Annotated in this window: 16 protein-coding genes and 1 tRNA gene; 6 read left to right on the top strand and 11 right to left on the bottom strand. The window is 47.2% G+C overall.

What is annotated here, in order from left to right:
• The first annotated feature begins 3 nt into the window (after positions 1-3).
• Positions 4-77: transfer RNA gene (locus HQ39_RS09085), tRNA-Arg, on the top strand.
• 322 nt (positions 78-399) lie between these two features.
• Here HQ39_RS09085 and msrA read toward each other — a convergent pair.
• Positions 400-954: a peptide-methionine (S)-S-oxide reductase MsrA gene (gene msrA / locus HQ39_RS09080; protein ID WP_052079586.1), complete on the bottom strand. Its 555-nt coding sequence runs from the start codon at positions 952-954 to the stop codon at positions 400-402.
• A gap of 12 nt (positions 955-966) precedes the next feature.
• On the bottom strand, positions 967-2,346 hold the full coding sequence (gene hemN / locus HQ39_RS09075) for an oxygen-independent coproporphyrinogen III oxidase (protein WP_036865610.1): 1,380 nt from the start codon (positions 2,344-2,346) through the stop codon (positions 967-969).
• Between the two features lie 314 nt (positions 2,347-2,660).
• Here hemN and HQ39_RS09345 point away from each other — a divergent pair, with 314 nt between their 5' ends.
• Together HQ39_RS09345 and HQ39_RS09065 are read left to right on the top strand one after the other, a co-directional pair.
• Complete coding sequence (locus HQ39_RS09345; protein WP_052079584.1) at positions 2,661-3,560, top strand: hypothetical protein; 900 nt, start codon at positions 2,661-2,663, stop codon at positions 3,558-3,560.
• 7 nt (positions 3,561-3,567) lie between these two features.
• Positions 3,568-4,515: an SPOR domain-containing protein gene (locus HQ39_RS09065; protein WP_036865589.1), complete on the top strand. Its 948-nt coding sequence runs from the start codon at positions 3,568-3,570 to the stop codon at positions 4,513-4,515.
• Between the two features lie 87 nt (positions 4,516-4,602).
• Here HQ39_RS09065 and HQ39_RS09060 read toward each other — a convergent pair whose 3' ends face one another.
• Entirely contained in the window at positions 4,603-4,809 is a 207-nt protein-coding gene (locus HQ39_RS09060; protein WP_152565554.1) for a hypothetical protein, read from the bottom strand.
• A gap of 20 nt (positions 4,810-4,829) precedes the next feature.
• On the opposite strand from HQ39_RS09060, the gene HQ39_RS09055 reads away from it, so the two are divergent.
• The gene (locus tag HQ39_RS09055) at positions 4,830-5,441 is read left to right on the top strand and encodes a hypothetical protein (protein WP_036865586.1); all 612 of its coding nucleotides are present in this window, start codon (positions 4,830-4,832) and stop codon (positions 5,439-5,441) included.
• A 97-nt stretch (positions 5,442-5,538) separates the two neighbouring features.
• Here HQ39_RS09055 and trmD read toward each other — a convergent pair whose 3' ends face one another.
• From trmD to HQ39_RS09015, 8 genes are all read right to left on the bottom strand, one after another.
• Positions 5,539-6,222 (bottom strand): tRNA (guanosine(37)-N1)-methyltransferase TrmD, encoded by a 684-nt coding sequence (gene trmD, locus HQ39_RS09050; protein WP_036788589.1) that lies wholly within the window; start codon positions 6,220-6,222, stop codon positions 5,539-5,541.
• A gap of 28 nt (positions 6,223-6,250) precedes the next feature.
• Positions 6,251-7,486, bottom strand: coding sequence for a hypothetical protein (locus tag HQ39_RS09045; RefSeq protein ID WP_036865585.1), 1,236 nt, complete (start codon positions 7,484-7,486; stop codon positions 6,251-6,253).
• Between the two features lie 69 nt (positions 7,487-7,555).
• Positions 7,556-8,476 carry a lipoyl synthase gene (gene lipA, locus HQ39_RS09040; protein ID WP_036865583.1) on the bottom strand — a complete coding sequence of 307 codons (921 nt, stop codon included), beginning with the start codon at positions 8,474-8,476 and terminating at the stop codon, positions 7,556-7,558.
• Between the two features lie 8 nt (positions 8,477-8,484).
• Positions 8,485-10,662 (bottom strand): S9 family peptidase, encoded by a 2,178-nt coding sequence (locus tag HQ39_RS09035; protein WP_036865581.1) that lies wholly within the window; start codon positions 10,660-10,662, stop codon positions 8,485-8,487.
• A 549-nt stretch (positions 10,663-11,211) separates the two neighbouring features.
• Positions 11,212-13,167 (bottom strand): DNA topoisomerase (ATP-hydrolyzing) subunit B, encoded by a 1,956-nt coding sequence (gene gyrB, locus HQ39_RS09030; RefSeq protein WP_036849377.1) that lies wholly within the window; start codon positions 13,165-13,167, stop codon positions 11,212-11,214.
• 176 nt (positions 13,168-13,343) lie between these two features.
• Positions 13,344-14,054: a DUF5020 family protein gene (locus HQ39_RS09025; RefSeq protein WP_036788577.1), complete on the bottom strand. Its 711-nt coding sequence runs from the start codon at positions 14,052-14,054 to the stop codon at positions 13,344-13,346.
• Positions 14,055-14,136: 82 nt separating this feature from the next.
• Positions 14,137-15,984, bottom strand: a complete 1,848-nt coding sequence (locus tag HQ39_RS09020) for a YgiQ family radical SAM protein (protein ID WP_036865577.1) — start codon at positions 15,982-15,984, stop codon at positions 14,137-14,139.
• Positions 15,985-16,011: 27 nt separating this feature from the next.
• Complete coding sequence (locus HQ39_RS09015) at positions 16,012-16,884, bottom strand: M48 family metallopeptidase (protein ID WP_052079583.1); 873 nt, start codon at positions 16,882-16,884, stop codon at positions 16,012-16,014.
• A gap of 675 nt (positions 16,885-17,559) precedes the next feature.
• Between HQ39_RS09015 and HQ39_RS09010 the strand changes: the two genes are divergently transcribed.
• A complete protein-coding gene (locus HQ39_RS09010) occupies positions 17,560-18,315 on the top strand; it encodes an MlaE family ABC transporter permease (RefSeq protein WP_036789020.1) in 756 nt (251 codons plus the stop codon).
• 29 nt (positions 18,316-18,344) lie between these two features.
• Positions 18,345-19,073, top strand: coding sequence for an ABC transporter ATP-binding protein (locus tag HQ39_RS09005; protein ID WP_036849382.1), 729 nt, complete (start codon positions 18,345-18,347; stop codon positions 19,071-19,073).
• The last annotated feature ends 23 nt before the right edge of the window (positions 19,074-19,096 follow it).

The raw sequence follows: 19,096 nt of genomic DNA, 5'->3' as shown, positions 1-19,096 counted from the left end.
ATCGGTCGCGTAGCTCAACTGAATAGAGCATCTGACTACGGATCAGAAGGTTACAGGTTTGAATCCTGTCGCGATCACGCAAAGATTATTGCAGAAAGGCTGCTGAAGATCTCTCTTCGGCAGTCTTTTTTTTCGTTTAACCCGTTTGCAAAATGAGCTAAACACTATTATAAACCGGTCTAAAAGTACATAGAATCCGGTTTCAAGGCTTGATTTGTAAAAATCAACATTTGATCTGCACAATTCAAAGCCCGGTTTGCAGGAACCGAACTTTGAAAAAGAGTTCCGAACACGATAAACGGGAAATATTAAAGTGGTAAGAGGATACTTCGGAAGCGTTAAAAAGAAAAGTCCGACACCATTGCCGGACTCTCTCTGTCTATCTTCGCAGGGGGCAGACTACTCGTTTCGTCGCTTCTCATCCCGTTCTATCTGTTCGGGAGGGCAAACAAAGGTCTTTGCCAAAGCAAAGTTTTCAAGAGCCACATGGCAATACCCTGCGGGATTGGCGGTGAGATACTCTTGATGATACTCCTCTGCACTGAAATAGTTCTTCAACGGCATGCACTCCACAACGATACTCTTCGTGTACTTTTTCTGCAGTAGAGCCAGGCTGTCTGCAATAATAACGGCATCCTTCGGATCTGTATAGTAAACTCCCGTACGGTACTGCGTTCCGACATCTCCACCTTGCTTGTTGAGAGAAGTGGGGTTGATGATGCGATAAAAAGCAGACAGCAGGTAGCTCAAAGCTATTTTGGAGGGGTCGTAAATCACTCTTACGGTCTCCACTGCCTCTGTCCGTCCGCTGCACACCTCCTTATAAGTGGGGGTGGCAATAAGGCTGTTGGCATATCCTACCTGTGTAGAGCAAACGCCGGCAATCTTCTTGATATAGTGCTCCACCCCCCAAAAGCAACCTCCTGCGAGGTATATTTCTCTTGTCTGTTCCATCTGTTTATCTGTTTATATTGGTTTGCTGTATCCGGCAGGAGCTTTAGGATTGTAGTGAATATCAAAGCACGCTGCAACGTTTCGTACAAAAGCATGTGCGCTTTTCTCCATGACAATCTCTCCGGTATCTTCATCCACCGAGCAGAGTCCGTCCTCCGCCATCTCTTTTAGAGCATCATACTTGAGAAATGATATGGTATGCAGGCTATCCGTATCTATGCCGAAATCGGAAAGTATCCGAACAGGATTGCAGCGATAGTTGCACATCAGTTCGGTAATGATCTCTTTAATAACCTGCTCTTCTTCGGTAAGGCTGTACCCGGTAACCACGGGAAGCGTATCACGATTCAGGAATGAGTAGTAGGTCGAAATATCTTTACAGTTTTGGGCGTATGAGCCGTAAAGCTGAGAGATGCCTGTAATGCCCAAAGCATAGACCTGTCCGGTGATCTCTTTTGTGCAGTAGCCTTGAAAGTTTCGATGCAGACTCCCCTCTTGAAGAGCCATGGCAAGAGCGTCTGTGGGAAGGACAAAGTGGTCCAGACCAATCTGTACATAACCTCTTTCCAAAGCGACACCCAATGCTTTGGAGTACATCACGGCTTTCTCCTGCGGGGTAGGCAGCCCCACTCTTTCCAATGCTTTCTGTATGGGATGAACCCATGGAACGTGAGCATAAGAAAAGGTTACGACTCTGTCCGGTCTCAGATCCAACACCGCTTCGATGGTTTTACCGAACGACTCTGCCGTCTGCAACGGAAGACCGTATATAAGATCTATGTTGATCTCGATACCATTGGAACGCAGGAGAGAGACAATCTCGTGAAGAGGGAGCTTGCTCTCTGTCCGTTTTACCTGCCGTAAGACTTTGCTGTCTATATCCTGAATACCGATGCTCATCCTCGTAAATCCCATATCTATAAGGCTTTTCCAAGCCTGCTCATCCAGATACCCGGGATGACATTCGATAGCCACTTCTGCTCCGGGAGCGATGACAAACTTCGATCGTATCGCCTCCAGGATTTTCTCTATGTAGTTCAAAGAAATAGAGGTAGGCGATCCGCCACCAAAATGGATCTGATAAACCTTTCGGAGAGGATCTATCTTTTGAGACAATAACTCCAACTCTTTGAGAAGATAATCCACATAAACAGCGACTCCATTCCCATCCTTCGGCATCACTTGCTTATTACAACCGCAATAGAGACACAAGCTGTTGCAGAACGGAATGTGTATGTAGAAGGAGAGTTTGTCCGTACCATTACTATTGGAAAGCAATACATCTACTTCGTACTGCGCTGAACCATACAGAGAAGAGAAGAGATTTGCCGGAGGATAGCTGGTATATCGTGGAACAGGAATATTATATTTATTTAGAATTTCTGCTTTCATCGACACGAAGGTACATATTTTTAATATATCTACAGCCTTGAGTATAAAGGAGAAAAAGGAGTATTTATCCCCGAAAAAGAGCAAGAATAAAGCTCCTATACTCATTTTTTGCTACATTTGTAGGGAGAAGAGTAGTGCGGTAGAAGCAGAGCAACAAAGCTTTCGGACTCTTTGCCGGAGTTTTGCTCCGCTGATGTGTCGCAAATTCAATCTCATCAACACCTCTTTTTCACTTTCAACCATGATGGTTAAAAGATAAGAGGAGACAAAACAAATGGATATTTATAACATCTAAATAACAGAAAAACAGAGCTATGAAGAGAAAAATGACGCTAATTTCATTTGCTTGGGTCCTTTTGGCATCCATGAGTTTTGGTGTTTATGCCGCAACAGAGGAGACAGTGAATACAGTAGAAGAAACTCAGACACCTCCTTCTCAACCGGCGAAGAAGAGACAATACACCATCATCGTGGGTGATACGGATAAAGAGACCACATACTCTCACCGAGAGAGAAGATTGGTTATGGGAAAAGACATTACCGGAAGAAAAGATGTGTATCGCGGATACTCCAAGACAGCACATTTCAGTGGCTTCGGAGTAGGCTTCATCTCTATGAGTCCTATGGATGACAGCGGTAAAGATATGGCGAGAAATGTGGATATGTCTTCGTCTTTGAAGTACGATCTCTCTTTCTTTGATGTCAAATATTCATTGGGAGCGAATAATCTTAGCTTTGTCAGCGGTTTGGGTATCGAGTTCAACTCCATCCACTTTACCAAGAACCACTTCTTGAACTTTGCCAGAAATCAAGCATTCGTTACCGATGACATCCCGGCAGGCAAGAATATGTCCAATGCGAGATTTCATACGACATACCTAAAGATCCCTGCTCTCATAGAGGTAAACAGCGGTAAGCGACACGGGGTATCTTCACCGATGTTCTTCAACTTCGGTGTTTTGTTCAAGGTAAAGACAGCTTCTAGCTCGAAAGTTTGGTGGGCAGCATCGGAAGAGAATCACTCTGCATCCAAGCAGATCATAGATAAAGGCTTGGGACTAAGACCTGTACACCTCGACTTTATCGTCCAAGCAGGTATAGGCAACTTCGGTCTTTTTGCAACCTACTCCCCTATCTCTCCTTTCCAAAAAGATTTCGGACCGAATGTTTCGACATTCAGCACAGGTCTGAAGCTCTATTTCTCCCAATGGTAAACCGATCATGCAAAGAGTAGTACTACATCTGCAGCGTTGTCTGTTCAAGCATCCGTGTGTGGTGGTACCACAGTTGGGTGCATTCATAAAAGCCGAAGAGCACTCTTCCACAGGAGGCATGCTCGGACCGGGTAAGGTATCACTCTGCTTCAATGCCGAGTTGAAACACGTATCGGACGGTATTCTGATACACAGTTATGTCGCTCGGTACGGCATAAGTTACAGAAGAGCAGAACAGATGTTGACGAAAGATGTAGAGGCTCTACTGCATCATCTCGGCAGCCGTACCTATGTGGAGCTGGAGGAGATCGGTCGCATTCGCTTGGGACACAGCTCGGAAGGAGCCACTCCTATATTTGAACCGAATCCGCACCATCCGTTTGCAACAAATCTGTACAGCCTTACCGATATTGCTTCTCTGCCCAAGCTGCTTGTTATGGGAGAAGAGACGAAAGAGGTGGCAGATAACACCTATTATCTGCCTATCAATGTGAAAGCATTGAAGTACTTTACTGCCGCCATGGTGATCTTAACGTTGGGTCTGCTGATGCCGTTCCGCGCTGTGGAGACCGAGATGAAAGAGTACCAAGCCGGTTTTGTGCCTCACTTCCTGACAGAGAAAACAGCTGAAACGACAAAGGCGGAAGAACCCGCAGTACCGGTAGAAGCGGAAGCAGTAACCGAAGAAAAGAGCATGGAAGCTCCTAAGGAGACTCACGTGGAGAGTAACAGATTTCTTGTGGTAATAGCCACACTCTCCACAGAAAAACAGGTGGAAGAGTTTGTCGGCTACCATAAGCTGAACGACTATCCGGAGTTTGGCATAGACCGCAGAGGCAAATCGTACAGACTCTATCTCGGCAACTTTGCCTCCCAAGAGGAGGCTCTGAACAAGATGAGAGAGCTTCATCGGGAGAAGAGATTCAAAGACGCCTGGATATATAAGACGAAATAACTCTATTGAAGTACAAACGAAAAGCTGTGCCGAAGGGATCCCTTCGGCACAGCTTTTCGTTTATAGTCCCGACCAAGCGGGATTGTCCTAAAAGTAATACGAGAAATCCAGTCTTACGGAACGTCCTCTCAAAGGATAAGATGCCGAATGAGACTGTAAAGCATCATGAACGGTGTAGGCAAAAACACTCTTGTTCAGAAGGTTTTCCACGACAAAAGAGAGAATATATTTATCATACTTATATCGGGCAATACCACCCAACAAATTTCCATGGGCATAGAAAAAAATTTCCATGGGCATAGAAAAAAATTTCCATGGGCATAGAAAAAAATTTCCATGGGCATAGAAAAAAATTTCTGTGGCCAAGAAAAAAAATTTCTGTGGCCAAGAAAAAAAATTTCTGTGGCCAAGAAAAAAAATTTCCGTGGCCAAGAAAAAAAATTTCCGTGGCCAAGAAAAAAAATTTCTGTGGCCAAGAAAAAAAATTTCCGTGGCCAAGAAAAAAAATTTACGTGCGCATAGAAAAAAATTTACGTGCGCACAAAAAAAAATTTACGTGCGCACAAAAAAAAATTTACGTGCGCACAAAAAAAAATTTACGTGCGCATAGAAAAATATTTACGTGCGCACAAAAAAAAATTTACGTGCGCACAAAAAAAATATTTACGTGCGCACAAAAAAAAATTTACGTGCGCACAAAAAAATATTTACGTGCGCACAAAAAAATATTTACGTGCGCACAGAAAAAAATTTCTGCATATACAAAAAAAAATTTCTGCATATGCGAAAAAAATTTTTTGCATATGCAGAAATTTATCCGCGTGCGCACAGAAAAAAAGTTTCGTGAGCTTGGAAGTATTTTTCCGTACTCACGAAACTTTTCACGCGTTGCGAAAGAAGTGTCAAAACATCCTCTTATTTTTTGATTTTCAATGGCTTATATCAGCACCTTCGTGCCTTTTCTCCGAAAGCCGGGGAGCCTTTCAGGCAGAGTGCTCTGCGCACCTCTCGGAGCGGGAGGGGCTATCTGTTCGGCTTCAACAGCTCCGGGCGTAGCAGACGGGTGCGCTCTTCGGCTTGTCGGAGACGCCACTCGGCGATTTTTGCCTCATGCCCGGAGAGAAGAATGTCGGGCACTTTCCAGCCGTTGTAGTCCGCAGGGCGGGTATAGACCGGTGCGGAGAGGAGCCCGTCCTGAAAGCTGTCCGAGAGCGCGCTCTGCTCGTCGCCTATGACTCCCGGTATGAGCCGAACGACCGCGTCCGCGATGATGGCTGCCGGCATCTCCCCTCCGGTGAGGACATAGTCGCCCACCGAAATCTCTTTCGTGATGAGATGCTCGCGGATCCGGTGGTCTATCCCTTTGTAGTGTCCGCAGAGAATGATGATGTTCTGCAGCAAAGAGAGTTTGTTTGCCAACGGCTGCGAAAAAAGTTCGCCGTCGGGAGAGGTGAAGATCACTTCGTCGTACGCCCGTTGGCTCTTCAAGTGGGAGATGGCACGATCGACAGGCTCGACCTGAATCACCATGCCGGCTTCTCCTCCGAACGGGTAGTCGTCCACCCGTTTCCACCTGTTCGTGGAGTAGTCCCTGAGGTTGTGGAGGTGTATCTCCGCCAGACCTTTGTCCTGTGCGCGCTTGAGGATGGAGGTGTTGACGCATCCGTCTATCATCTCCGGTATCACTGTGATAATATCTATCCGCATGAGAAACAGTTTTTTTCTGTGGGTCGTCTTATTTCATGTTACAGAGATAGGCATCGAAGGTACGCACGCCCGGCTTTCGCTCGCCGCCTATCATCAGAAGCTCGTCTCCCTTGGAGACCAAAACGGCTCCCGCGGTGGAGAAGATCGCAGAGTCTTTCAAAATATTCCAGAGATCCTGCCTGTGGTCGTACCGGAGCAGACGCGGCGAGAAGCGGTAGCGGCTCTCCGGCTGCAAGAGGTAAGAGCGGTGCTCCTCCTTCAGCCTCGCCTCCGCCTCGGCATCCCGACGGAATACCGCCTTCTTCAGAAGATAACCGCGAGAGATGGCGTCCTGAAACAGCACGGGATCGACACCGCCGACAGCATAAACCGCCCCGGAAACTTGGTCTTGTGCCACGGCGACACCGATAAAGCTGAGCGGAGAACCGGGCTTCGCTTCGGGAGCATTCAGCTTCTCCCAGCTCTTCGGTGCACTCAGGTTGAGCTTCCATGCCGTCCTGTGAACGTAAGGCTCTTCTCCCGGAATCCGCACATCGCCACCGGGGAAAAAGCCTCCGAAAAGAAACAGATAGCCGTCGATGACAAAAAGATTGGGCTGGAGCCTTGCACCATCGGGCAGAGAAATCACTTTCGTTGTCTCTCCCGATCTCAACGAAAAGGCATAAAGATCCGTCACAAGCTCCCCATCTTTCCATCCGCCCGTTAAGTAAAGACTTTTTCCATGCTCCGCCGCCGCACCTTCGTACCACCCGAAAGGAAGTGCAAACGGATACTTGGAGAGCCTGATCTCCCCGGTGTCTGTCATCTTGGAGAGCATCATGATCTCACCGGAAGCTCCCCGCTCTCCCACTCCTCCCACAAGCAAAAGCATATCTCCCCCGCCGAGAGAGACAGATGCCCCATAAGCAAGAGACTTGGGAAGGAACGAAATGAAAGTTGTCTCCCAACTCTCCCCTTTCCCGGAGAGTGCGTAGAGAGATTTGTAGAAGACTTTCTGTCCGCCGTCTGCCACGGGGATGTCCGGAAAGTTGCACCCGCCACCATATATATATGTATCCCCGACAGCTCCTCCGAACGCTCCGGAAACTCCCTGCAAGAAGCCCGGCTCGGCGTATAACACACTGTCTCTGCTGATCTCTACGGATGAGATGTTCACAACATCGCTATATGACGAAGCCGACCCACCCTCTCCGCAAGAGAAGAGAGCCAAAGCAAAAGATACGAGCAGCGGTAGGAGTGTCGCCTTTGAGTGTAAGTATTTCATGTCCGAATATCTGAGCGGTAATGCTCCAAGAAGATTTGTTTTTCGAGTGTAAGCCGAAGCCGTTACGAGCTAAGCGCTTCCTTTTCCGATCTTTCTCAGAGCGAGTTTCTTTTTCGATGCCTGATTGAAATGGTCGTCTGCATGGTACGAAGAACGCACGAGCGGTCCGCTCTCCACGTGAGTGATGCCGAGACTCTCTCCAAGCTGCTTATAGCGTGCAAACCGGTCGGGATGCACATACTCTTTCACTTCGATGTGCCTCGATGTCGGTTGCAGATACTGCCCGATGGTCAGGGTAGATACTCCGATCGCCGCAATATCTTTCATCAGCTCCACAACCTCTTCTTCTGTCTCTCCCAACCCTACCATGATTCCCGTTTTGGCTATGGCGCCTCTGTCGACAATCTGCTTCAAGACCTTCATACTGCAATCGTAGGTAGCGCGATGTCTGACCTGCGGTGTGAGTCTCCGAACAGTCTCAAGATTATGTCCGATCACGTCCGGTGCTGTCTCTATGACCATATCCACACACGCCTCGTCTCCCTGAAAGTCCGGAATCAACACCTCTATCTTAGTCTCCGGAGAGCGTTTGCGTATCTCGTTGATGCAGCTTGCCCAGTGTCCGGCTCCATAATCCGGCAGATCGTCTCTATCCACGGATGTGATGACTGCGTACTTCAACTTCATCTGCGAAACAGAAGCCGCAAGTCTTAAAGGCTCTACCGGATCGGGCGGAGAGTCGGGCTTTCCGCTCTGAGTGGCACAGAAACGACACGCACGAGTACAGACATTGCCACAGATCATAAACGTAGCTGTCCCTCTGCTCCAGCACTCTGCCTGATTCGGGCACTTTCCGCTTGCGCAGATCGTATTGAGCGCTCCCTGAGAAATGGTTCGTCCGGTGTGCGTGTAGCTGTCTATGCTGGCTCTGCTGATTTTGAGCCATTCGGGTTTACGTATATATGTTCTTCCTGTTTTCTTTTCTACCATTTTCGGAATTAAAGAGATCTGTTCAAAAATCTTAGAATACTGTTGTAGAGATGCTTTCTCGTATTCCCTCCGTAGATACTGTGGTTGCGATCCTTATATATCAGCATCTCGAAGTATTTATCCTCCTGCACAAGAGCCTCCACATACTGCATTGTATTTTGGACATGCACGTTGTCATCCGCAGAACCGTGTATGATAAGAAGATTACCGGAATGATTCGCGGCTCTCGTCATGACGGAAGTGTGGTCATATCCGGAGTTGTTTTCCTGCGGAGTACGCATGAAGCGCTCCGTGTAAGTCGTATCATACAGACGCCACGATGTAGGAGGAGCTATCGCTATACCTGCCTTGAACACGGGAGAGGTATGAGACATCGCCATGAGAGTAGTGTATCCGCCGAAGCTCCAACCCCAGATAGCCATTCTCTCTTCATCTATATATGGGAAGAGCTTGGCCGTGGCGGTGGCTCCTTCGCACTGGTCTTGCGACTCAAGGAGACCAAGATTGAGATATGTACACTTTTGGAACTCTGCTCCTCGTCCTCCCGTTCCTCTTCCATCGAGAGAGACCACTACGTAGCCGTTCTCAGGGAGCACGTATTCCCAGTCGAACTTAAATCTGTTCTGCACCTCTTGAGAGCCCGGACCACTGTATTGTGTAAACAGAGCAGGATATTTCTTTCCCGGCTCCATATTCTTAGGTGTGATGATATATCCGTTGAGGGTTACTCCGGAAGCGGTGGTTACTTGGAAGAATCTCTTTTGAGCGAACGAATACTGTGTCATCTCATGTTTAAGCTCCGCATTATCTTCGAGCAGCACCATCTCTTTGGCATCCTTCGTTCTGTTGAGCGAGTATCGTGCAGGAGTTTCCATGTCCGACGAAGTGAGCAGATAATAGCTCATATCTTTGCTGAATACGGCTCTGCTGTTTCCTTTTTCCGGAGAGAGAGTACGGCTCTTCCCGTTCTTCAGATTTGTTGCCACTATTATCCTGTCCATAGGGGTCGGATAAGCCATAGCATAGATTGCTTCTCCCTGATCCGACACACCGTAAAAGGCCGTAACATCTGCATTGTCTCTGCTGATCTTCTTCTGAACAGCACCTTGTTTGGAATAGAGATAGAGCTGATTATAGCCGCTTTTATCATTGACATAAGTAAATCCGTTCGAAGTATATGCCAGCTGTCTTGCCCATTCCGGGTCTATGTATCTCTCGCTCTTTTCTTCAAGGAGCAGCTTCGAGAGTCCGCTCTTCGGATTCACGGTAAAGAGTCGGAAGTGGGTCTGATTCCTGTTGAGCGTAAACACCTGAAGCGCACCGTGAGCATAATCCAAGCGAGGGATATAGTACTCACCGCGAATCGGCAGTTCTATCACCTCCGTTTTTTTGGAACGAATATCGAACGAGCGCAAAGAGATCTCTGCGTTTCTCTCTCCCGGCTTAGGATATTTATAGCGATAATCCTCAGGATAAAGCCCGCTTCCAAACATCTGCATGTTGTAGACCGGAACTTTCGACTCGTCCGTCCGCACAAATATCAGCTGTTCCGAGGAGTCTGCCCACTGCATAAGGTTTGTGGCATAGAGCTCCTCCTCATAGACCCAGTCCGTCGTCCCGTTCAGGATCGCGTTCGGCTTACCATCGGTTGTTACGGCAGACTCGGTATTGTAGTCGAACTTCGCAACATATATATTATTATCCTCCTTCACAAAAGCGCACATCCGCCCATCCGGAGAGAGCGTCGGGATACGCACCTTTCCACCGGAAGCAGACAGAGGCTGCACCAGATTCCGCCTCACATCGTACCGATACGCATTAAACTTCCGACTCCTTCTATATATATACTCCGTATCCTTAAACAGCAGGATCTGCAAACCGTTCGGAGCTATCACATAATCGTCGAACGTCTCAAACTCGCACTCTCTTGCCGTTTTCGTATAAAAGAGCGTATCCACCACCTTTCCTGTGGAATAGCTGCACTTCAGCACGGCTCTGTGATCCTCGCTCACCACGGAATAGTGCGCTCCATCCTCCATGGGACGGAACCCCGCGCCGGCACTCTTTGCCGCGAACGTTCCGTTCGTGATCGAATCTATCGTAAGCTGCTTCCCTCCGTTCTGTCCGTAAGAGAGCTGAATCGCCCCTGCCGCAACCAATGCGAGTACCGCTAACTTTCTTCTCATAACTACTATTTCTCTGATATTGTCAATAAAAACCATGCGTCAAATAGACGAAAACAAAGATAGCAATAATGCCCCAATCTCAATGGAATGCACCTCCCCACTCCTCTCCCACTTACGGAAGAATACAAAGCCTCTCTCCATCTCCCGAAAGAGACCGTCCTGCCCTCTTCCGTACAAGCCGACAATCAAGACAAAGATTGATAATTACCAATCCGAGAAACGGTAATTACTAATCCACAAAACAGTAATTACTAATCTATGAAACAGTAATTACTAATCTACGAAACAGTAATTACCAATCCACAAAACAGTAATTACCAATCTACAAAACAGTAATTACCAATCTACAAAACAGTAATTACCAATCTACGAAACAGTAATTACCAATCTACGAAATGATAATTATCAACCTTAAAAATGATAATTACCAATCCGATAATCACAAATCCCCAAATGATAAGGACTAATTTTCAAAAAGAGCCTGAGAGTAGCTATTTACTCTCAGGCTCTGTGTATTGGTACGTTATCGACTAACGTTGCCCTATTCGATCAGGCATCTATATTCGCATAGTCCGCATTCGCCGTGATAAAGTCGCGACGAGGAGCAACATCTTCTCCCATCAACATGGAGAACACAACGTCCGCCTCAACCGCATTGTCTATCGTGATCTGCTTGAGAAGACGATTGTCCGGGTCCATTGTTGTCTCCCAAAGCTGCTCGGCATCCATCTCTCCAAGACCTTTGTAACGCTGTGTAACGACTTTCGACTCGTTTCCTTCCGCATACTTCTGAATGAACTCCATCCGTTGGCGATCGTCCCAGCAGTACTCCACGACATCTCCCATCTTGCACTGATAAAGCGGTGGTGTGGCAAGGTAAATGCAACCACGCTCCACAAGGACACGCATGTGGCGGAAGAAGAACGTAAGGATAAGCGTGGCAATGTGGCTTCCATCCACATCGGCATCCGTCATGATGATCACCTTGTTGTACCTCAGCTTCGAGATGTTGAGTGCCTTTGGATCTTCTTCCGTGCCGATGGTTACTCCCAACGCAGTGTACATGGCTCGTATCTCATCACTTTCCAAGACACGGTGCGGCATGGCTTTCTCTACGTTCAGAATCTTTCCGCGCAACGGAAGGATGGCTTGAAACATAGAGTCCCGACCTTGCTTTGCAGTACCGCCCGCCGAGTCTCCCTCGACAAGGAACAGCTCACAACGTGCAGGATCTTTGCTTCTACAATCCGACAGTTTGCCCGGAAGTCCTCCTCCGAACATAGGTGTCTTGCGCTGTACCATCTCTCTTGCCTTGCGAGCAGCGATACGTGCCTTTGCCGCCAATACGACCTTGTCCACTATCATCTTCGCTTGCTTGGGGTTCTCTTCCAGGTAGTGTCCCAGAGCTTCCCCCACTGCGGTATCAACTGCACCGGCTACTTCGGAGTTGCCAAGCTTGGTCTTTGTCTGTCCTTCAAACTGAGGCTCCGCAACCTTGATGGATATGACTGCCGTGATACCCTCGCGAAAGTCGTCTCCAGAAACATCTATCTTCTCTTTCTCAAGGATCTTGGACTCTTCCGCATACTTCTTCAGCGTTCTTGTCAAAGCGCGTCTGAAGCCGGCAAGATGCGTTCCACCTTCTATCGTGTTGATGTTGTTCACATAAGAGTAGACATTCTCGTTATAGGAAGTATTGTAAGTCATCGCCACCTCCACAGGTATATCCTGCTTCTCAGTAACGATGTGTATGACATCGTCTATGAGAGGCTCTTTGTTGGAGTCGAGGTAGGAAACAAACTCCTTGAGTCCGTTCTCGCTGTAAAAGATCTCTTTCTTGGGATTTCCGTCCTCATCTCTGTGGCGATAGTCTGTAAGGGTCAGCGTAATGCCGGCATTAAGGAAAGCCAACTCACGCAAACGATCCGAAAGTGTCTTATAGCTGTATTCGGTGGTGATGAAGATAGAGTCGTCCGGCTTGAAGTAGATAGTCGTACCGGTCTCCGTACTCTCGCCTATCACTTTTACATCATCGGCTGGGACACCTCGGTGATACTCTTGCATGTAAACCTTTCCCTCTCTCTTCACTTCCGCTCTAAGAGTTGTCGATAGCGCATTCACGCAAGAAACCCCCACTCCGTGAAGTCCTCCGGAAACTTTATAGGAGCCTTTGTCAAACTTTCCTCCCGCATGGAGCACCGTCAGTACAACTTCCAAGGCACTCTTTCCCTCTTTCTCGTGCAGATCCACAGGGATACCTCTACCATTGTCATGGACTGAGATGGAGTTGTCTTCGTTGATCTCAACATCTACTTTATCGCAATAGCCTGCCAGTGCTTCGTCTATGGAGTTGTCCACCACCTCGTACACCAAGTGGTGCAAACCTTTCTCTCCAATGTCTCCAATATACATTGCAGGACGCATACGAACGGCTTCGAGCCCTTCGAGAACCTGAATGTTACTTGCGCCATAGTTGGCAGCTTCTTGCCGCATATCTTCAGTCATATATTATTATTCTAAATGAAGTAGTACTTAGTCCGATTTCTTCTTGAAATCTCAAGATACAAAGATAGCAATTTTTCCCACAATTGCGAATGACTTACGGCTCTAAAAACAAGGCGAACCAACCGAAGAAAATCCGATTGGTTCGCCCATTTATATAATCAATTATGCAAAAAAAATCAGAAGGTCCACTTCGCTGCAAGAGTCGGAAGTGCATAGAATTTGTTCGGGTTAAGGAAATTGTAAGAAAGTCTAACCTCTGTACCGAGACTCAAATTGAAATTGTCATGAAATCCGACAAGTTGATTCAGATTGATCCATGCCTGTGGTTCCGAATATACCACCACTCCGTGGCTCTTATCGGAAGCTTTCTTTGTCCAGACATCCACAAATCCGTTCAGGGTAAATACACGATTCCAGCTGTTCCAACCCCATACGGCAGTAAGCTGCATACCATGATTGGCGTCTTGAACACCCTCTATCGCTTGATCGTAACGGTAGCTGGTGCTTATGCTAAAGTTCTTACTGAAGTCCTTACTTGTCCAAAGGTAAGAAGCACCAACGAGGTAAGCGTTGTTGATGGAGAAGTTTCTATCCACGCCGCCATTGTACTCCAAGTGAAGAGCAACGGGTGCTTTCCAGAACTTCAACTCTCTTGCGATCTCAAAATAAGAGTTTGAGATACCTTTTTCCGTATGAACGAAATCGACAAAAAGGAATGTCTGTCCCCATCTGTCTGCCTTAAAATGTTCTACGGTAGTAACAAAAGAGGGAGTTTTTTCCATATCCTTGTAGAGATGACGCCCTGCTTGATAGTGTGTCTGGATGTTCTGCCCAACGGCTGTAAGGGTTCCCAATAGAAGGGCTACGCCCAAAAGAATTTTCTTCATAAGTATGTATTTATAGTTTGTTTATCCAAATAACAATCCGTTGCAAATTTCGTTTCTATCCTTGAATTATCCAAATCTCCTTCTATTTTTCTCTACGCTCGTTTGGGAAAAGCAGTCTCAGCAGATCCAAACGCTTGATATGGGTCAGAGATTTCCGGATAGCACCTTTCATCTCCGGCTTGTACCAGAAGAAGTACTGCCGTTGCCGCTCTTTCTGTTCGGGTGTAGTGGCAGTGAAGACCCTTTCCATCGTGTAAGGATGATACCCTGTGTAGTATATCACAGTGGATACCGTCATGGGAGTAGGCGTAAAATCTTGCACCTGTTCCAGCTTAAACTGAAGATTTTTAGTGGCTACCGCCAGTTCTGCCATATCTTCTTCCCTGCTTCCTGGATGCGATGATATAAAATAAGGAATCAGTTGCTGCTTGAGACCATACGCTTTATTGATCCGGTCAAACTCCTTTTTGAACGTATAGAAAAGAGAGAAAGAGGGCTTGCGCATCTGCTCCAACACTCTGTCCGAAGTGTGTTCCGGCGCCACCTTGAGCCGTCCGGATGTGTGATGAGCTATTACCTCCTCCATATAGGTACGTGCTGCCATCTTCAGCTTTTCATCTTTATACGGATGGAGGAGGAGGTCATATCTTATACCACTCCCGATAAAACTCTTCTTGATACCGGGCAAGGCATCCACTTTTTTCAGGATATTATTCAGCGGAGTATGGTCTGCATTTAGATTCGGACAGATACCGGGGAAGATGCAAGAGGGTCTGAGACACTTCTCGCAGGCTTTCAGGTTGCGTCCTCTCATGGCATACATGTTTGCACTGGGTCCTCCAAGATCGGAGATGTATCCCTTAAAGTCCGGCATGTGAGTGAGATGCTTTGCCTCTTCCAGAATGGAACGCTCGCTTCTGGAAACGATAAACTTCCCCTGATGAGCCGAGATGGTACAGAAAGAGCATCCGCCAAAACAGCCACGGTGCATGTTCACGGAAAACTTGATCATCTCGTATGCCGGAATGTGTTTACCCTTATACTTCGGATGAGGAAGCCGTGTATAAGGAAGATCGAAAGACTCATCCAACTCCTCCGAAGTCATAACGGGATAAGGCGGATTGACCACTATGTATCCCTCCCCTACCGGCTCTATCAACCTTTTAGCCTTGACGGCATTGCTCTGCTCCTCTATATGTTTGAAGTTGGCTGCATGTTTCTTTTTCGATGCCAACGCCTCCTCGTAGCTGTGAAGCACTATATCATCGCTATCGGGAGCGGGGGTATACGCGCCTTTTTCCAAGTAAGCAAGCTGCGGAATCTTCTTCATCTCCTCGATGCTTCTCCCTTCGGCATAAGCATCAGCCAGCTCCACGATAGGCTTCTCCCCCATACCGTAAATGAGGAAATCTATCGGAGCCATCACCGGCATACCGGGAAGAAGTTTGTCTTGCCAGTAGTCGTAATGCGCCACACGCCTCAACGATGCCTCTATACCGCCTGCCACGATCGGGACATCGGGGTACAGCTCTCTCAAAATCTTGGAATAGACGATGGTCGGATAGTCCGGACGCATATCCGATCTGCCGTCCGGCGTATAGGCATCATTGCTACGAAGCCTTTTGGCAGCGGTATAATGGTTAATCATAGAGTCCATTGCACCGGGCGATATACCGAAAAACAGGCGAGGCCGTCCGAGCTTCTTGAAGTCTCTGAGGTCGTCTCGCCAGTTGGGTTGCGGTACTATCGCCACCTTGTAGCCGTGCTTTTGGAGGATGCGACCAATGACCGCCATTCCGAATGAAGGGTGGTCGATGTATGCATCACCGGCAAAAAGGATGACATCAAGGCTGTCCCATCCCAGTCTTTCCACCTCCTTCTTGGTTGTCGGAAGCCATAAAGAGGGATCGGTAGGATTCTCTTTCTTCAAATTCTCTACTTCTATATCGGTCTAAAATCAGTAGCGAGTGATGATGCCACCCTTCTTGGCATTTGTTGTCGTCGTGGCATTCCCGCCATAATGCTTGAGTGCTTCGGGCAGATACTTATTGATGGCATCTATCCTCTTCTTATCCGAAGGGTGAGTGCTAAGCATATCAGAGGTCTCTTTGGCACCTTGGCTCTGCGACATCTTCTCCCAAAATGTTACAGCCATACGAGGGTTGTAGCCTGCCATCGCCATTAGTGTAAGACCGATTCTGTCGCTTTCGTACTCGTGTGTACGGCTGTAAGGTAGCATGACAGCCACATTGCTGCCGATACCATACACAGCTCCTGCAACCGCCCTTACCGCTGCGCTCTGCTTTCCAACGGCTAAGCTGAGAGCCTCGGCACCGAGTTGCTGAACAAGAGCCTGAGACATCCGTTCATTGGAATGCTTTGCCAGTGCATGCGCAACCTCATGAGCCATTACTGTAGCAAGCTCATCGTCGGTGGAAGCAAAGCGAAGGATGCCTTCGTAAACGACAATCTTCCCTCCCGGCATACAGAATGCGTTTACCTGATTGGAGGCTACAAGGTTGAACTCCCATCTGTACTGCGATACCTCCGAACCTAATCCGGCATTTCTAAGGTAAGCCTCTGCCGCCTTGGCAATCCTGTTCCCCACCTCCAACACTCTCCTTGTCTGTGCAGCATTTTTGGAGATAGGAGCTTGAGCGATAAACTCTCTGTATTGACTCGAGCTTAGAGAGAGGATCTGCTGATCCGAAACCAAGTTGAGCTGCTTCCTTCCCGTGAGCGGAACGGTAGAGCAACCCAACAGCAACAGCCCCATAAGACAAGCCATGGAGAGCTGTTGCACTCTTTCGATATATCTGTTTCTCTTCATTTTATGATTGCTTTGCTTTATTCAAATACGACATCACAGAACGATACAAATGTAACTAAAAAAAATAAGTAACCCGCACGGCATCACCGCTCATGCCGATATAGATATTGAGAGGGCACTCTCGAAAAGAGTTTTCGCGCTCCTCATCTGTTCCGTCATAAACCCTCCTCCACTCCCCCATCACAGCTGTCTCAAACTCCCAAAGGGTCTGCAAAATCTCTTGAAGCCGTCAACAAAATTCATTAAACAGGGACAAAAATCGCTCTGATGCCTTATAGAGTTGGAAATCAAGAGCCGATGGATACAAATCGAACCCTGACTTCCAAAAGTCAAAACTTGATTTCTTCAAACCGGAGCATGATTTCAAGATTTTACAAGGTTTAAGAGAAGTTCCGAACAAGTTAAAAAGAACATCCGAAAGCGTTAAAATAAAACTCCCGACAAGGACTAAATAAAACCGGACACAAAAAGGCCGATCTCCGGCAAACATTCTTCTCATTGCCATCCTATAAGGACTGTCGGACAGAAACAGCCGCCAAAAGAAAGCAGAGCAATGTGGCTTTGCACTATCCTATTTCCGGAATGATGTATGTAAAGCACCGGAAAGCTGTTTTTTCTGTATATTTGCTTGTTGAATACCGAATTGCAAACAAGGAAAGTTGTAAGAGAGAACAGATGCTTGGCTTACTGAAAAAAAAGATAGAAGAAGTAGGACAATACTTCTTGCTGATGAAGCGGGTTTTTGAAAGACCTGACAAGTTTCGTATGTTCCTTCGGGAGATGCTGAAGGAGATGTACAAGCTGGGATATGATTCTCTTTGGATCGTCATCATTATATCTTTCTTCATCGGAGCTGTAATAACCATTCAGTTGGGACTGAACCTCACATCGCCTCTGATACCCAAGTTTACCATCGGGTTCACAACGAGAGAGATAGTGCTGTTGGAATTTTCTTCCACCGTGATGTGCCTTATCCTCGCAGGCAAGATAGGCAGTAGCGTTGCCAGTGAGATAGGAACAATGCGTGTATCGGAGCAGATAGACGCGATAGAAATAATGGGGATAAACTCTGCCAACTTCCTGATCCTTCCGAAGATTGTAGGTATCATGCTCTTCGTTCCGGTATTGGTCTTGATAAGTATGTTTACCGGTATCATCGGTGGCTATATCGCTTGCAGCATCAATCCGGAAATGCCTATCAGTGCATATATTCAAGGAATCCAGTACCTTTTCGAGCCTTACTACCTCTTCTACTCCATGGTCAAGAGCGAAGTGTATGTATTTCTCATCGCCTCCATAGCCGCGTTTTACGGATACTTTGTAAAGGGAGGAGCATTGGAAGTGGGCAAGGCAAGTACCAAAGCGGTGGTATCAAGCAGTATCATGATCCTTGTGGCAGACTTGCTCCTGACCCAACTCATGTTGGTGTAGGAGAGGTTAAACGTTAGAATCCGAATAGAATGATAGAGATAAAAAACGTACAAAAATCTTTTGGCGGAAAGGATGTATTGAGAGGCATATCCGCCACTTTCGAGTCCGGCAAAACGTCTCTGATAATAGGCAAAAGCGGTGCCGGAAAGACTGTACTGCTGAAAAGCATCGTAGGGCTTGTGTTCCCGGACAAAGGCGAGGTGCTATACGATGGCAACTCTATCTATAACCTTTCGGAGAACGAAATGAAGAAGCTGAGACAGGAGGTAGGTATGCTCTTTCAGGGATCGGCTCTGTTCGACAGCATGACAATACTGGAGAATGTGATGTTTCCGCTTGATATGTTCTCTCCACTGCCTAAAGCCCAACGGATAAGTGTGGCAAAAGAGTGTCTTGCCAGAGTTAAGATGGTGGATGCAGGCAAGAAATATCCTGCCGAAGTAAGTGGTGGAATGATGAAGCGAGCAGCCATAGCCAGAGCAATAGCCCTTAAGCCGAAATACCTTTTCTGCGATGAGCCGAACTCCGGACTGGATCCGCAGACCTCTTCGGTTATAGATGATCTGCTGCTTGAAATCACTCACGAGTCCGGCATGACTACTATCATCAATACTCATGATATGAATTCGCTGGAGAAGTTGGGCGAGAAAGTGATATTCGTTCATCGCGGACGCATCGAGTGGGAAGGGAGAGGAAAGGATATTATGAACTCAAACAACGAGAGACTCAAGCAGTTTGTTTTCGTGAACAAAGAATAATGACATAAAACAATAGAGAAATA

Source organism: Porphyromonas sp. COT-108 OH2963, from assembly GCF_000768895.1.
GTDB lineage: Bacteria > Bacteroidota > Bacteroidia > Bacteroidales > Porphyromonadaceae > Porphyromonas_A > Porphyromonas_A canoris.
Note: the sequence above shows the minus strand (reverse complement) of the source record. Positions and strands in the feature narration are given on the sequence as shown.

Excerpts from the sequence above, each read along its gene's own strand:
- msrA (WP_052079586.1), bottom strand. The coding sequence starts at position 954 with ATGGAACAGACAAGAGAAATATACCTCGCAGGAGGTTGCTTTTGGGGG.
- hemN (WP_036865610.1), bottom strand. The coding sequence starts at position 2,346 with ATGAAAGCAGAAATTCTAAATAAATATAATATTCCTGTTCCACGATAT.
- HQ39_RS09345 (WP_052079584.1), top strand. The coding sequence starts at position 2,661 with ATGAAGAGAAAAATGACGCTAATTTCATTTGCTTGGGTCCTTTTGGCA.
- HQ39_RS09065 (WP_036865589.1), top strand. The coding sequence starts at position 3,568 with ATGCAAAGAGTAGTACTACATCTGCAGCGTTGTCTGTTCAAGCATCCG.
- HQ39_RS09060 (WP_152565554.1), bottom strand. The coding sequence starts at position 4,809 with ATGGAAATTTTTTTCTATGCCCATGGAAATTTGTTGGGTGGTATTGCC.
- HQ39_RS09055 (WP_036865586.1), top strand. The coding sequence starts at position 4,830 with ATGGGCATAGAAAAAAATTTCCATGGGCATAGAAAAAAATTTCTGTGG.
- trmD (WP_036788589.1), bottom strand. The coding sequence starts at position 6,222 with ATGCGGATAGATATTATCACAGTGATACCGGAGATGATAGACGGATGC.
- HQ39_RS09045 (WP_036865585.1), bottom strand. The coding sequence starts at position 7,486 with ATGAAATACTTACACTCAAAGGCGACACTCCTACCGCTGCTCGTATCT.
- lipA (WP_036865583.1), bottom strand. The coding sequence starts at position 8,476 with ATGGTAGAAAAGAAAACAGGAAGAACATATATACGTAAACCCGAATGG.
- HQ39_RS09035 (WP_036865581.1), bottom strand. The coding sequence starts at position 10,662 with ATGAGAAGAAAGTTAGCGGTACTCGCATTGGTTGCGGCAGGGGCGATT.
- gyrB (WP_036849377.1), bottom strand. The coding sequence starts at position 13,167 with ATGACTGAAGATATGCGGCAAGAAGCTGCCAACTATGGCGCAAGTAAC.
- HQ39_RS09025 (WP_036788577.1), bottom strand. The coding sequence starts at position 14,054 with ATGAAGAAAATTCTTTTGGGCGTAGCCCTTCTATTGGGAACCCTTACA.
- HQ39_RS09015 (WP_052079583.1), bottom strand. The coding sequence starts at position 16,884 with ATGAAGAGAAACAGATATATCGAAAGAGTGCAACAGCTCTCCATGGCT.
- HQ39_RS09010 (WP_036789020.1), top strand. The coding sequence starts at position 17,560 with ATGCTTGGCTTACTGAAAAAAAAGATAGAAGAAGTAGGACAATACTTC.
- HQ39_RS09005 (WP_036849382.1), top strand. The coding sequence starts at position 18,345 with ATGATAGAGATAAAAAACGTACAAAAATCTTTTGGCGGAAAGGATGTA.